The organism is Intestinimonas massiliensis (ex Afouda et al. 2020) (genome assembly GCF_900626285.1).
Lineage (GTDB): Bacteria > Bacillota > Clostridia > Oscillospirales > Oscillospiraceae > Flavonifractor > Flavonifractor massiliensis_A.
This window is the reverse complement of the sequence record NZ_LR131147.1, coordinates 120,361-134,698: the sequence shown is the minus strand read 5'-3', so window position 1 is coordinate 134,698 and position 14,338 is coordinate 120,361. Positions and strand designations below refer to the sequence as shown.

General features: G+C 60.9%; 16 protein-coding genes. All 16 read left to right on the top strand.

From position 1 onward, the window contains the following. The first annotated feature begins 3 nt into the window (after positions 1–3). Positions 4–432 carry a SoxR reducing system RseC family protein gene (locus E0E41_RS00685; protein WP_130868306.1) on the top strand — a complete coding sequence of 143 codons (429 nt, stop codon included), beginning with the start codon at positions 4–6 and terminating at the stop codon, positions 430–432. Next, positions 432–1,301 (top strand): DUF5685 family protein, encoded by an 870-nt coding sequence (locus E0E41_RS00680; RefSeq protein ID WP_130868305.1) that lies wholly within the window; start codon positions 432–434, stop codon positions 1,299–1,301. The genes E0E41_RS00685 and E0E41_RS00680 overlap by 1 nt, the downstream gene beginning before the upstream one ends. After that, positions 1,298–1,927 carry a J domain-containing protein gene (locus E0E41_RS00675; protein ID WP_130868304.1) on the top strand — a complete coding sequence of 210 codons (630 nt, stop codon included), beginning with the start codon at positions 1,298–1,300 and terminating at the stop codon, positions 1,925–1,927. Before E0E41_RS00680 ends, E0E41_RS00675 begins: the two co-directional genes overlap by 4 nt. A gap of 3 nt (positions 1,928–1,930) precedes the next feature. Beyond that, a complete protein-coding gene (locus E0E41_RS00670; protein ID WP_130868303.1) occupies positions 1,931–2,467 on the top strand; it encodes a hypothetical protein in 537 nt (178 codons plus the stop codon). A gap of 82 nt (positions 2,468–2,549) precedes the next feature. Continuing rightward, positions 2,550–3,428, top strand: a complete 879-nt coding sequence (locus E0E41_RS00665) for a YicC/YloC family endoribonuclease (protein ID WP_242623641.1) — start codon at positions 2,550–2,552, stop codon at positions 3,426–3,428. A gap of 14 nt (positions 3,429–3,442) precedes the next feature. Beyond that, positions 3,443–3,715, top strand: coding sequence for an extracellular matrix/biofilm regulator RemA (gene remA / locus E0E41_RS00660; protein ID WP_130868302.1), 273 nt, complete (start codon positions 3,443–3,445; stop codon positions 3,713–3,715). Beyond that, entirely contained in the window at positions 3,712–4,323 is a 612-nt protein-coding gene (gmk, locus tag E0E41_RS00655; protein ID WP_130868301.1) for a guanylate kinase, read from the top strand. The genes remA and gmk overlap by 4 nt, the downstream gene beginning before the upstream one ends. Before the next feature lie 6 nt (positions 4,324–4,329). Beyond that, positions 4,330–4,530, top strand: coding sequence for a DNA-directed RNA polymerase subunit omega (gene rpoZ, locus E0E41_RS00650; protein WP_130868300.1), 201 nt, complete (start codon positions 4,330–4,332; stop codon positions 4,528–4,530). Between the two features lie 94 nt (positions 4,531–4,624). Next, on the top strand, positions 4,625–7,105 hold the full coding sequence (gene priA, locus E0E41_RS00645) for a replication restart helicase PriA (RefSeq protein WP_130868299.1): 2,481 nt from the start codon (positions 4,625–4,627) through the stop codon (positions 7,103–7,105). 12 nt (positions 7,106–7,117) lie between these two features. Further along, a complete protein-coding gene (gene def, locus E0E41_RS00640) occupies positions 7,118–7,618 on the top strand; it encodes a peptide deformylase (protein ID WP_130868298.1) in 501 nt (166 codons plus the stop codon). After that, positions 7,615–8,532: a methionyl-tRNA formyltransferase gene (gene fmt / locus E0E41_RS00635; protein ID WP_130868297.1), complete on the top strand. Its 918-nt coding sequence runs from the start codon at positions 7,615–7,617 to the stop codon at positions 8,530–8,532. Before def ends, fmt begins: the two co-directional genes overlap by 4 nt. A gap of 12 nt (positions 8,533–8,544) precedes the next feature. Beyond that, positions 8,545–9,792, top strand: a complete 1,248-nt coding sequence (locus E0E41_RS00630; protein WP_130868296.1) for a glycosyltransferase family 39 protein — start codon at positions 8,545–8,547, stop codon at positions 9,790–9,792. 12 nt (positions 9,793–9,804) lie between these two features. Beyond that, a complete protein-coding gene (locus E0E41_RS00625) occupies positions 9,805–10,503 on the top strand; it encodes a zinc metallopeptidase (protein ID WP_130868295.1) in 699 nt (232 codons plus the stop codon). A gap of 1 nt (position 10,504) precedes the next feature. Next, positions 10,505–12,484 carry a 16S rRNA (cytosine(967)-C(5))-methyltransferase RsmB gene (gene rsmB, locus E0E41_RS00620; protein ID WP_130868294.1) on the top strand — a complete coding sequence of 660 codons (1,980 nt, stop codon included), beginning with the start codon at positions 10,505–10,507 and terminating at the stop codon, positions 12,482–12,484. Position 12,485: 1 nt separating this feature from the next. Then, positions 12,486–13,517, top strand: a complete 1,032-nt coding sequence (rlmN, locus tag E0E41_RS00615; RefSeq protein WP_130868293.1) for a 23S rRNA (adenine(2503)-C(2))-methyltransferase RlmN — start codon at positions 12,486–12,488, stop codon at positions 13,515–13,517. A 75-nt stretch (positions 13,518–13,592) separates the two neighbouring features. After that, positions 13,593–14,324 (top strand): Stp1/IreP family PP2C-type Ser/Thr phosphatase, encoded by a 732-nt coding sequence (locus E0E41_RS00610; protein WP_130868292.1) that lies wholly within the window; start codon positions 13,593–13,595, stop codon positions 14,322–14,324. The last annotated feature ends 14 nt before the right edge of the window (positions 14,325–14,338 follow it).

The following is a 14,338-nucleotide window of genomic DNA, read 5'->3' as shown; positions in this document are numbered from 1 at the left end:
AGAATGATTCAAACAGCAAAAGTAACACGGGTTCTGGACAATGGTACTGCGGAGGTGGCAGTCAAGCGGCAGTCCGCCTGCGGCCACGACTGTTCCAAGTGCGGCGGCGGATGCAGCGAGCTGATGGTCAGCTCTACAGTATCCGTGGTGGCGGCCAATCCGGTGCGGGCCATGCCCGGCGATATGGTGCGGGTGGAATCCTCCACCGGGGGTGTGCTGAAAGCCGCCGTAGTGGTCTATCTGGTGCCCTTTATCCTGTTCTTCCTGGGGTATTTCGTGTGCGCGATCGCCCATCTCAGCGGCGGCATCAGCGCCGCTGTAGGCGGGATTGGCTTCGCGATAGGTGTGCTGCTGGCGGTGTTGCTGGACCGTCAGGTCCGCCGCGACCGCTCCATTACGTTCTGCATCACAGCGATCAATCCTCAGGACTGATGTTCGGTTACGTGCGTCCCTATCGGGACGAACTGAAGGTGCGGGAACAGCGGGATTATGAAGCGCTGTACTGTGGCCTGTGCCAGGCTCTGGGCAGGCGGCACGGCTTTCTGGCCCGTATATTCCTCAACTACGATTTTACCTTTCTGGCCATGCTGCTGGACGGGGACAAGCCCGTGATGGAGCGTCATCCCTGTCCCGCCCGGCTCTGGTGCCGGAAAAAGAATTGTGCCATGGCCGGCGGTACTGACGCAGCCGCCGATGCGGGCACCATCCTGACCTACTGGAAGCTGCGGGATACCGTAGCGGATGGCTCATTCTGGAGGAAAACAGGGGCCAGGCTCCTGTCCTGGCTGTTCCGGCGGAGCTACCGCAGGGCGGCTGCCAGCCGCCCGGAATTTGATCAGGCGGTACGTGAAAACCTGGAGCAGCTTCAAACCCTGGAGCGGGAGAGCTGCCCTTCTCTGGACCGGACGGCGGACACCTTTGCGAAGATCCTGTCTGCCGCGGCGCCTGTCTCGGATGATTCCGGCCGTGACCGGGCGCTGGAGCAGCTGCTTTACCATATTGGGCGCTGGATCTACCTGGTGGACGCCTGGGATGATCTGGAGGAGGACCGGCGTCGGGGCGGGTATAATCCTATCTCCGCCCGCTTCCCCGGACAGGAGGAAGCGAACCGGGACTATCTGCGCACCACTCTGCGGCACTCTCTAAATCTGGCCCGCTCCGCCGGTGCGCTGCTGGAGCTGGGCCACTGGCAGGGGACGGTAGAAAATATTTTATATCTGGGTCTTCCGGCAGTGGAAGAGCTGGTGTTTACCGGCCGGTGGAAGGCCGTCAATCACAGAAACAGGAGACAGAGTACATGAGCGATCCGTATAGCGTATTGGGCGTCAAGCCGGACGCCAGCGACGATGAGATCAAGCGGGCCTACCGTGAGCTGGCGCGCAAGTATCATCCCGACAATTACCAGAACAATCCCCTGGCTGATCTGGCGGAAGAGAAAATGAAGGAGATCAACGAGGCCTACGATACCATCACCCGTATGCGCAGCGGCGGTGGGAATTCCGGCGGTTACCAGGGCCAGAGCGCCTATCAGGGGCAGAATGCTTATCGCGGAAACTATCAGCAGCAATATTCCGGCAGCACCTCCGGCAGCCTCTATTCTCAGGTCCGCCAGGCCATCAACATGGGGGATATCAGCCGGGCCGAGCAGCTGCTGCGGAGCGCCCCTTCTCAGGATGCGGAGTGGCATTTCCTCTCCGGCTCTATCGCCTACCGGAAAGGTTGGCTGGATGAGGCCACCCAGCATTTTCAGATGGCCTGCAATATGGATCCCTCCAACGGTGAATACCGCCAGGCGCTGATGATGATGCGTCAGGGCGGGCAGGCCTATCGCCCCTACGGATACGGCGGCGGTGTGGACGCCTGCGATATCTGTACCGCTTGTATGTGCCTCAACTGCCTGTGCGGCGGTTGCGGAGGAGGATACTAAGATATGGCATCGAGGCGGGATCGGGGAAGCGCCAATCGGGTGGCACTTGTTGGGGTGCTTACCGCACTTTCTCTGGCGGTTCTTTATTTGTCTGCCATTTCACCCACAGCCCGGCTGGGTGTCACGGCCATTGCCGGAGTATTCCCGGCTGGCGCAGTGATATCTGCGGGCATGGGTGCGGGATTTTTCTGCTACGGTGCCACGGGAATTCTGGGGCTGCTGCTGCTCCCCAGCAAGGGGAGCGTGGTACTCTACCTGCTCTTTTTCGGCCTGTGGCCCATGCTGAAATCCCTGCTGGAGCATCTTCCCAACCGGGTACTGGAATGGGTGTGCAAGCTGGCGGTTTTTAATGGAAGCGTCGCGATTTTCTGGTTTGGCCTGCGGGAGTTGTTTTTACCCTTTCTGCCGCCGATTTTAAATAAGGGCTGGATGATCTTTGCTGCGGGCAGTGTGGCCTTTGTGATCTACGACGTGGGATTTTCCAAGCTTATTGGCCTGTACGTGGCCAGAGTGGACAGGGTCTTGCGAAAAGGTGCCTGATCTGGTATACTTTTCAGAAGGCTTTTCGCACCCGCTGCGGAACTGATCCAACAGAGATAACCAGGAACAGGGGGAACTGGCTTTGATCAAAAGTATGACAGGCTACGGCAGGGGAGAGGCTGTGCTTCATGGCCGTCCCATTACCGTAGAAGTTCGCTCCGTCAATAACCGATATCTGGACTGCACTGTAAAACTGCCCCGGATCTATGTCTTTGCAGAGGACGCCGTAAAGGCTGCGGTGCAATCCCATATTTCCCGGGGTAAGGTAGATGTGTTCGTCACCATCGGCCCTTCCGAGAGCGGTGATGTGACCATATCGGTGAACCGCCCCATGGCCGACGGCTACTATGCCGCCCTGTGTGCCCTGCGGGATGCCTATGGACTGAAAGACGATATTTCCGTTTCCACGTTGTCCCGATTCCAGGATGTGTTCCTGGTGGAGAAAACCCAGGAGGATCTGGAGGCGGTGTCGGCGGACATCTGTTCCGTGCTGGAGCTGGCCCTGGACGACTTTGACGCCATGCGTCTGCGGGAGGGGGAGAAGCTGGGTCAGGATGTGCTGAACCGGGCGGAAACCATTGAGGGGCTGGTATCCAAGGTGGAGATCCGTTCCCCCGGCATTGTGGCCGACTATCGGGCCCGGCTGGCCGCCAAAATGGCGGAAGTGCTCCAAAATACCCAGCTGGACGAGAGCCGCATCCTGACGGAAGCGGCCATCTACGCCGATAAGGTGGCGGTGGACGAGGAGACGGTGCGTCTCCGCAGTCATCTGTCCCAGCTGCGCCACCTGTTGGCTCAGGACGGTGCCATCGGCCGCAAACTGGACTTTTTGATTCAGGAATTTAACCGGGAAGCCAATACCATCGGCTCCAAATGCAACGATATTGAAACCGCCGGCTATGTGGTGGATATCAAAGCCGAGATCGAGAAGATCCGGGAACAGATCCAGAACATGGAATAAGGCGGTGCTAGCAGATGAAACTCATCAATATTGGCTTTGGCAATATGGTTTCTGCCGGGCGTCTGATCGCTATTGTCAGCCCTGAGTCGGCCCCCATCAAGCGCATGATCCAGGAGGCCAGGGACCGGGGCGTGCTCATTGACGCCACCTATGGCCGCCGGACCCGGGCGGTGCTCATTATGGACAGCGACCACATCGTGCTCTCAGCCCTACAGCCGGAGACGGTGGCCGGGCGTCTGGCCGGTAAGGAGACCGAACCGGCGGCAGAGGAAAGTGAGGAGGCATAAGCGTGAAGAAGAAGACCCGCGGACAGTTGATCGTGGTTTCCGGCCCTTCCGGTGTGGGAAAGAGCACCGTGATCTCCGAGCTTTTGAGTGAGCGGCATGACATCTATTTTTCTGTTTCCTTTACCACCCGGCAGCCCCGGGTAGGTGAGGCCGACGGGGTGAATTATCACTTTGTCACCCGGGAAACCTTTGAGCAGATGATTGCCAACGAAGAACTGCTGGAATACGCGGAATATGTCCATAATTATTACGGAACCTCTCTGAAAGTGATCCGGGAAAAGCTGGATGCCGGGATTGATGTGCTGCTGGACATTGAGGTACAGGGCGCGGCCAAGGTAAAGGCAAAATGTCCCGACGCGGTGCTGATCTTCATTGTGCCGCCCTCTTTTGAGGAGCTGTCCCGCCGCCTCCACGGCCGGGCCACCGACCGGGAGGAGGTCATCCAGGGCCGCCTGCAGAAGGCCCGGGAGGAATATCAGCAGATCTGCCATTATGATTATCTGGTGGTCAACGATAAGGTGTCGGAAGCGGCGGGCGAGATCATCGCCATTTTGACTGCCGAGGACTGCCGTACCAAGAACCGCATGAATTTTGTAGAAGGAGTCTGATCCGATATGATGCTCGAACCCCCCATGAACAAACTGCTTCAGCAGGTGCCCAGCCGCTATATGCTGGTCAATGTGGTAGCCCAGCGGGCCCGTCAGGTGGCCAGCGAGGCGGAGGAGGCCGGGATTTCCCTGGAGGATAAGCCGGTGACCATCGCCATCCGCGAGGTGGCGGAAGGCAAGCTGCACCCGGAAGACGAAGAGGGCTAACAGAGAGAGAGGGAGGCAAGCGGCAGAAGAAAGGAAATCTGCCGCTTGCCTCTGCCTGTGCATGGAGAAAACAGCGCCGTCAGGAGGGATGTGGATGGACGGCATTACGGTGGCCAAGATCGCGCTGAGTGCCGCTACCTACGCCATCGACAAGCCCTATGACTATACCGTGCCGGAGGAGGCAGCGGACACCCTTCGCCCCGGTATGCGGGTCATCGTGCCCTTCGGAGCGGGAAATCGCCGCACGGAGGGGATCGTACTGGCTCTGGAGCCCGGCTGCGGGCCGAATCCCAGGCGCAAACCGGTGCTCACTGTACTGGACGAGGAGCCGGTCCTGGATGGGAAAGCCATCCAGCTGGCCCTCTGGATGCGGGAGCGCTGGTTCTGTACGGTGTATGACGCCGCCCGGGCCATGCTGCCTGCCGGCCTGTATTTTTCCCTTCAGGATTGCTGGAGCCTGGTGCCCGGTGTGGATGAGGAAACGGCCTTGGCCGCCGCCGGCCGGTCGGAACACGCCAGACAGCTGGTGGAGCTGCTCTTTGCCTGGGGTGGTCAGGCCGATGTGGGCCGGATCAAGGAGGCCTTCGGCATCAAGGACCCTAACCCTGCGCTCCGTATGCTGCGGGACAAGGGAATCCTGACCCTGGAAACCAGCGCCTCCCGGGGCGTTGGAGACAAGACGGAAAAAGTGGCCGTTCTGGCCATTCCTGCGGAGGAGGCCATGGCGCAGATTGCCGGGAAACGGCGCTCAGCTCCCCTCCAGTATGCTGTGGTGGAGCTGCTGTGCAGTCTGGGCAGCGCCTCGGCCAAGGAGCTGTGTTATTTTACCGGTGCTTCCGCCGCGACCCTGCGGGCTCTGGCCAAGCGGGGCATTCTCACCTTGGAACAGCGGGAGGTTTTCCGCCGTGTGGCTATCCCGGAAGGAGTGGAGCCGGCGGGGGAGCCTCAGCTGAATGAGGAGCAGCAGCGGGCTTATGAGGGGCTGGACCAGCTGACCCGTACCGGTCAGGCTGCCGCTGCCCTGCTCTACGGGGTCACAGGCAGCGGAAAGACTCAGGTTTATCTGAAACTGATCCGCCGGGTGCTGGAACGTGGCGGTTCCGCCCTGGTGCTGGTGCCGGAAATCGCCCTGACTCCCCAGCTGCTGCGGCTGTTCTCCGCCCATTTTGGGGACCAGATCGCCGTGCTCCACTCCTCTCTACGGACCGGGGAGCGGTACGACGAGTGGAAGCGGATCCGGGCGGGAAATGCCCAGGTGGTCATCGGCACCCGCTCCGCCGTATTCGCACCACTGAAGAACCTCCGGCTCATCATTCTGGATGAGGAGCAGGAACCTACCTATCAATCGGAAAATGTACCGAAATATCACGCCCGGGACGTGGCAAAATACCGCTGTGTCCAGGAAAAGGCCCTGCTCCTTCTGGGGTCCGCCACTCCGTCGGTGGAGAGCATGTACCGAGCCCGGACTGGTGCCTACCACCTGTTTACCCTGCGCCAGCGCTACAACACTCGTCCGCTTCCGCCGGTGGAGATCGTGGATATGAAAAAGGAGCTCCGGGCCGGCAACGGTACCGACCTCAGCGATCCTCTGAAGGCCAGCCTGGAGGAGGCAATGGACAGGGGAGAGCAGAGCATTCTGTTCCTCAACCGCCGGGGTGCCAACCGCATGGTGTCCTGCGGAGAGTGCGGAGAGGTGCCCACCTGCCCCCGCTGCTCGGTCCATCTGACCTATCACTCGGCCAATGGGCGGCTCATGTGCCACTACTGCGGCCACTCGGAGCCGCTGCCTGATGCCTGTCCCTCCTGCGGCGGTACCCTGAACTTTATCGGCACCGGCACCCAGAGGGTGGAGGAGGAGCTGAAGGAGGCTTTTCCCGGCCGGGAGATCCTGCGGATGGATACCGACACCGTGTCCGCCACTCAGACCCACGAAAAGCTGCTGACCCGGTTTGAACGGGAGAAGATCCCCATTCTGGTGGGCACCCAGATGGTGGCCAAAGGGCTGGACTTTGAGAATGTCACCCTGGTGGGGGTGATCTCCGCCGACCTCTCCCTGTATGTGGATGACTACCGGGCGGGGGAGCGCACCTTCTCCCTGCTGACCCAGGTGGTAGGCCGGGCAGGCCGGGGTGCCAAAGGCGGCAAGGCGCTGATCCAGACCTTTACCCCGGAGAACGACGTGATCCGCACCGCAGCCAGGCAGGACTATGACGCCTTCTATGCCCACGAGATCGAACTGAGGCGGCTGCGGGGCTGTCCGCCCTTCCGGGACCTGTTTGTGCTCACCGCCTCCGGCAAATCGGAGGCTGCGTCCCTGCGGGCCTGCGTGCGGATGCGTCAGGCTCTGGAAGCCTGGCTGCGCAGGCCGCCGCTGGACCGGCTGGAGCTGCACATTCTGGGTCCCGCGCCAGCCGGCATTGCCAAGATCAACGACCGATACCGATATCGGCTGACCCTATCCTGTACCAATACCAAGCAAGTGCGCGCTCTGGTGGCCGAGCTGGTCCGGTGCGCCCAGGCTGACAAAGAAAACAAAGGGGTATCCGTATTTGCGGACGTCAATCCCCTGGACTAGGAGGAACTATTTATGGCACTGCGTACCATTTTGACCGATAATGATCCCGCCCTTCACAAGGTCTGCCGCCCTGTCACCAATTTCGACGGACGGCTCCACGACCTGATCGACGATTTGAAGGAGACTCTGGCCAACGCCAACGGCGCCGGTCTGGCCGCGCCCCAGGTGGGCATCCTCCGCCGGGTGGTCATCGTGGTGGACGACCAGGAGAATATGCTGGAGCTGGTAAATCCGGAGCTGATCGCCCAGGAGGGGGAGCAGGAGGGCTTTGAGGGCTGCCTGTCCGTCCCCGGCCGCTGGGGCATCGTCAAGCGGCCCCAGAAGGCCAAGGTGCGGGCTCAGGACCGGAACGGCAACTTCTTTGAGGCAGAGGGTGAGGACATCGTGGCCCGCTGCTTCTGCCATGAGCTGGAGCACCTGGATGGCCACCTGTTTACCGAGCACACCGACCGGCTGTACACCAACGAGGAGCTGGACGAGATGATCCAGGCTCAGGAGGAGGACGGGGAATGAGGATCCTGTTCATGGGCACCCCCGATTTCGCGGTGCCCTCCCTGGAAGCTCTGATCCAGGCGGGCCACACGGTGTGCGGCGTATTCACCCAGCCGGATAAGCCCAAGAACCGGGGCATGAAACTGCTGCCGCCGCCGGTAAAGGTGTGCGCCCAAAGCCACGATATTCCGGTATATCAGCCCACCAAGCTGCGGGACGGTACCGCCCTGGCCCTGATTCAGGAGCTGGCACCCGAGCTTATCGTGGTAGCTGCCTATGGCCGTATCCTGCCTGACGACATTCTGGCCGCGCCTCCGGTGGGCTGCATCAATGTCCATTCGTCTCTCCTCCCGGCTTATCGGGGAGCCGCTCCCATCAACTGGGCGATCCTCAACGGAGACAAGGAGACCGGTGTGACCATCATGCATATGGCCCACGACCTGGACGCCGGCGATATCATTGCCCAGACCGCCACTCCCATCGGCCCTGATGAGACCGCGCCGGAGCTCTACGACCGGCTGGCCCGGCTGGGTGCGGAGCTGCTGGTGAAGGTGGTGGCCGATCTGGGTGCCGGGACCGCTGTCCGGACCCCTCAGGACGGCAACAGCGCTACGCTGGCCCCCATGCTGTCCAAGGAGCTGTCCCCCATGGACTGGAGCCGCACCGCCGGCCAGCTCCATAACCAGGTCCGGGGTCTGATCCCCTGGCCCGCGGCGGTCACCACCTTGAGCGGCAATCGGTGTAAAGTGTTTTCCACTACCATCTTGACCGACCGGACCGGCGCCGTCCCGGGCACCATTCTCCGGGCAGATAAAACGGGAATCGAGGTGGCCTGCGGAGATGGCACCATCTTGAGAATTGATGAGCTTCAGCCTGACGGCGGCCGCCGTATGAAAGCCGCCGACTATCTGCGGGGGCATCCCATCACCGTATAACAGGAGGCTGGTATGGAGCTGCTTTGGACCGTTCTGGTATCTGGAGCGGTGATCGTCCTGGGCCTGTACCTGGTCCTGCGCTGGCTGGGTGCCGCCGGCCTGCCGGTCCCGCTCTATACCCGGGCGCCCGGATCTGTCTGCTGCCCGGTGAGCAGGGAGGAGGCGCTGAAGGTTTTTCTTCTGGCGCTGCTGTTCCGGCTGGCGATTTTTGCTCTGGTGGGACTTTTTTCCTGCCTGGTACTCTATCCCGATTCCGGGGCAGATGCGGCCCTGTGGACCTGGAAGCGCTGGGATGCCCTGCATTATGTCAATCTGGCCGATCTGGGCTATTCCGGATATATAGAGGACGGGAAGCACCTGTTCCTGGTCTTTTTCCCGCTGTACCCCTGGCTGATGCGGTTGGTTTCCGCCCTGACCGGCAATACTATGGCGGCAGGGCTGCTGATCTCGTTTCTCTCCTACGCCGGCGGCTGCGTCTATCTCTGCAAGCTGGCGGCCTGGGAGCTGGGGAAGGGTGCCGCCCGGCGGGCGGTACTGTTCCTTTCGGTTTTTCCCTATGCCTTTTTCTTCGGCGGGATCATGACGGAAAGCCTGTTTTTTCTGACTACCGCCGCCGGCCTTTGGTATATCCGCCGGCACCGCTGGTGGCTGGCCGGGCTGTTCGGGATATTGGCCGCCATGACCCGTATGCACGGCATCTTGCTGATTGGAGCGGCCGTCGCCGAGCTGGTGGAACACAGGGGCCGCTTTGACTGGCGGGAGATTTTACGCCGTCTGCCTGTGCTGCTGCTGCCGGTACTGGGCACGGCGGTCTACCTGCTTCTCAACTGGCAAGTGGGGGGCGATCCGTTTGCCTTTACCGTTATGCAGGAGCACTGGAGCCAGGGCTTTTGCTGGATCTCCGATACCCTGTGGTATGTACTGCAAAATGCCCTGTCCTATCCCACTCAGGCGGTGCGGTATCAGCTCTGGATCCCAACCATTCTGTTGTTCCCGGCCTTTTTTGCCCTGGCTGTCTACGCCAGGAAACGGTTCCGCAGTATGTATGTGCTGTACGGCTTTGTCTATCTGGTGCTGAACTACTCTCTGTCCTGGCTGCTCAGCGCGGGACGCTATCTGTCCTGCGCGCTACCCTTTTTCCTCTTTGCCGCGGCACTGACGGAGAAGCGGCGCTGGCTCACCATTTTGCTGACTGTGGTGATGTCCCTCGGCTTTGTGGTCACCCTGTACGGTTATCTCACCGGCGGACAGATCATGTGAATGGAGGCTGCTATGCCATTTTTCTACTATTATGACCCCTATTACTGGATGATCCTGGTTCCGGCCATGCTCATCGCGCTGCTGGCCCAGGTCAATGTGTCCTCCACCTTCAACCGGTATTCCCAGGTGCGGAGCGCCCGGGGCTTCACCGGCGCTCAGGCGGCGGAGGCAGTGCTCCGGGCTCACGGCGTATACGATGTACGGATCGAGCGTGTGGCGGGCAGGCTCAGTGACCACTACGATCCCAGGAGCAATGTGATCCGTCTGTCTGATGCTGTCTACAACTCCGCCAGCATTGCCTCGGTAGGCGTGGCCGCCCATGAAGCGGGCCATGCAGTCCAGTATGCCCAGGGCTATGCTCCCATCAAGCTGCGGACTGCCATCATCCCGGTGTGCAACATCGGCTCCCAGTTATCCATTATCCTGATCATTCTGGGCCTGTTCCTCTACTCTCAGCCTCTGTTCGGCCTGGGCGTCATTTTGTTCTCCCTGGCCGTACTGGGGCAGATCGTCACCCTGCCCGTGGAATTTAACGCCTCCCGGCGGGCCATCGTCAGCCTGCGGGAAACCTACCTGCTGGATGAAGAGGAACTGCGGGGCGCAAAAAAGGTGCTGGGTGCCGCCGCCATGACCTATGTGGCAGCGCTGCTGGTATCCCTGGCCCAGCTGCTCCGGTTCCTGCTGGCCTTTGGTGGCCGTCGGAGGGATTGATATGAGTGGGCGAATCTCGGCCCGTGAGGTGGCGCTGCGGGCGCTGATTGCCTGTGAGAAGCAGGGAGCCTGGTCGGACGGATTTTTGAAGAAGTCCCTCCGGGATGCCGGGCTGGACAGCCGGGACGCCGCCCTGGCCACCCGGCTGTGCTTCGGTGTGCTCCAGAACCGGCTGCTGCTGGATCACTACCTGGGCAAGCTGTCCACGGTGAAGCTGGAGAAAATGGAGCCCGGCGTCCGAAATACCTTGCGGCTTGGAGCCTATCAAGTGTTATTCCTTGACAGGGTGCCCGACCACGCCGCCGTCAGTGAGGCGGTGGATCTGGCCCGGAAGGGCTCCAGAAATCCTCGGTCCGCCGGACTGGTCAACGGTGTGCTCCGTTCCCTGGTGCGGCAGAAGGACAGCCTGGAGCCGCCCGCCGACCCGGCGATCCGATACAGCCATCCCAAGTGGCTGGCTGATGTCTTTATCCGTCGTCTGGGCAGGGAGGAGGCGGAGCGGCTCATGGCCGCCGACAATGGGGAGCCGCCCACCTGTGCTCAGGTGAACACCACAAAAGCTACCACGGAACAGGTGACCGAGTCCCTCCGGGCGGAGGGAGTGGAGGTGGAACCACACCCCTGGCTGCCAGACTGCCTGCTGTTGTCCCACACCGGCAGCGTGGAGGAGCTGACCGCCTTCCGGGAGGGCCTCTTTTACATCCAGGACGCCGCCGCAAAGCTGGCGGTATTGGCCGCCGACCCCAGGCAGGACATGGAGGTGCTGGATGCCTGCGCCGCCCCCGGCGGCAAGTCCTTTGCCGCCGCTATCGCCATGGGAGGCCGGGGAAGCATCACTTCCTGCGACATCCACCCCCATAAGATCGATTTGATCCAGGCGGGAGCCAAGCGGCTGGGCCTGGAGTGCATCTCGGCCAAAATGCTGGACGGCAGGGAGTGCAAAGAAGAATTCCTTGACGGATTTGACCTGGTATTTGCCGACGTGCCCTGCTCTGGTCTCGGCATCATCCGCAAAAAGCCGGACATCAGGTACAAGGACCCCAAGCCTCTGGAGGGGCTGCCCCGGGTCCAGAAGGCCATTCTGGACAACGTGTGCCGCTATGTTCGGCCGGGCGGGGTGCTGCTCTACGCCACCTGCACCCTGCTGGAGCGGGAGAACGAGGATGTAGTCCACGACTTTTTAGACAAGCACAAGGACTTTACATTAGAGAGTTTTGAAGTACCAGGCGACTTTGAGGGGGCCAAGGAGGGCATGGTGACCTGCTGGCCCCATCGCCACGGTACCGATGGCTTCTTCTTCGCCAAGCTGCGGCGGATGCGTGGGGTGTACGAGGTCCGGCCCAACGAGGGTATGGGACCATTTACCCTGGGCATGACCCAGGCGGAGGCGGAGGAAGCCCTCCGGAAGCTGGGTGAGGCCGAAAGCCCGGCCGTGGAGGTCTGGCACCGCTTCGGCGGGGATGGAGTTCCCGAGACCTTTCATCTGGAGTATGAGGACGGGCGGCTGAGCCGCATCGGCCTGAACCAAAGCAAGGACCTTAAGGTGTTGTACCGGGGCCTGGATCTGACCCGCACCCACGCTGAGGATCTGATCCCGGCCCTGGCCAAAGAGACCGGCTATGTTTGTGACTGCGAGGACCATGATCTGGCCTGTACCTATGAATTTCCCGCCCTGGGCCTGGAGCTGTGGCGGGAGAGCGCCTACCACCCCAAGCTGCTGGATCGCCCTGGCTTTCAGGAGTTGATCCGGGAGCTGCCGGAAAATCTGGAGTACGAGCAGGACAACGGCTGGTGCTTTGCCCAGGTGTGGGTCCAGACCGGGACATTCCGGACCCAGTGGCCCCTGGAGCCGAGGCCGGCACCCTACGCCCATCCCGTCAAGCCCATGCCCCCGGACAGGGAACCTACGGCGGAGGAACTGGACGCCATTGCCAAGAAATACGGACTGATACCGCCGGAAAAAACCGGTGGGGGAGCGTGACATGACCGATCTGAAATCCATGAATCTGGCGGAGATGACCGCCTTTTTCAAAGAACTGGGGGAGCCCGCCTTCCGGGCCAAGCAGGTCTTTCAGTGGCTCCATCGGGGGGTGCGCTCTTTCGATGAGATGACCAACCTGTCCAAAGCGCTGCGGGAAAAGCTGAAGGCTGACTGCCTTCTGTGCCCTCCGGAGGTGGAGCGGAAGCAGGTCTCCGCCCTGGACGGGACCATGAAATATCTGTGGCGGCTGGGAGACGGGAACTGCATCGAAACTGTTTTGATGCGCTATCATCATGGGAATACTGTATGCATATCTTCTCAGGTCGGCTGCCGTATGGGGTGCGCCTTCTGCGCCTCCACACTGGGCGGCAAGGTGCGGGACCTGACACCGGCTGAAATGCTGGATCAGGTGCTGTTTACCCAGCTGGATTCCGGGTTGCCAATCAGCAATATCGTGCTTATGGGGATCGGCGAACCGCTGGATAATTTTGATACGGTCCTGCGGTTTCTGGAGCTGGTCAACAGCCTGGACGGACTGAATATCGGTATGCGGCATATCTCCCTGTCCACCTGCGGCCTTACCGAAAAAATTGACAAACTGGCAGAGCATCAGTTACAATTAACATTATCCGTTTCGCTCCATGCTCCGGATGATGAGACCCGGAGCAGGATCATGCCGGTGAATCGCTCGGTAGGTGTCGAGAAGCTGTTTGACACCTGCCGGCGCTATTTTGAAAAGACCGGCCGGCGGATCTCCTACGAGTATGCCATGATTGACGGCGTCAACGACGCGGACTGGCAGGCCGATCTGCTGGCCCGACACCTGAAGGGAACGCCGGGTCATGTCAATCTGATCCCCCTGAATGACGTGGCGGAGAGCCCGCTGAAGCCCAGCCGCCGGGTAGCCGCATTCCAGAAGCGGCTGGAGCAGCAGGGGATCACCGCTACGGTGCGCAGAAAGCTGGGAGGCGACATCGACGCCTCCTGCGGTCAGCTCCGCCGCAAGCGCATGCAGGAGCAGAACGCAGAGTAAAAGGGCCCCTCCGTCCGGCCGTGCAGGACGGGGGACAGGCTTGCAATTTTCGTACGGGAAAGAGGCAGATTCACTATGATACATGCATGGGGCGTTACCGACAAGGGAGCGATCCGGACGCAGAATCAGGATGGTTATTACTTAGATGTTACCTCAGAGCATCTGGCTGTGGGCGTGGTATGCGACGGCATGGGCGGCGCGAAGGCAGGCAATATCGCCAGCCTGATTGCGGTGGAGACCTTTGTGGATACCCTGCAGAGCATGCAGCCGAAGGACGAGGCGGGGCCGCCCGCGGTCCTGAGTCAGGCTGCGGCCGCGGCCAATTCCGCCGTATTCCGGCGGGCCTGTACCGACCCGGACTGTCGGGGAATGGGTACCACCATGGTGGCGGTACTCATCGTGGAGAATGTGGCATACCTGCTGAATATCGGTGACAGCCGGGCTTACCACATCAATGAGGAAGGCATTACCCGCCTGACCAGAGATCACTCCGTGGTGGAGGATATGGTGGCCCGGGGCGATATTACGCCGGAAGAGGCCCGCACCCATCCCCGGAAGAACCTGATTACCCGGGCGCTTGGGGCAGAAGAACAGATTCGGGCGGATCTGTATGAAAAACAGCTCCATTCCGGCGACTATCTATTGCTCTGCTCCGACGGGCTGAGCAATATCGTCACGGACCAGGAGATTTTGTACGAGGTACTCCACGGCGGCGAGACAGCAGAGTGCTGTCAGCGGCTGTTGGATATCACATTGTCCAGAGGCGCGCCGGACAACGTAACGGCCGTTCTCTTCCAGATCGTTTAAAAGGGGGTAATGAA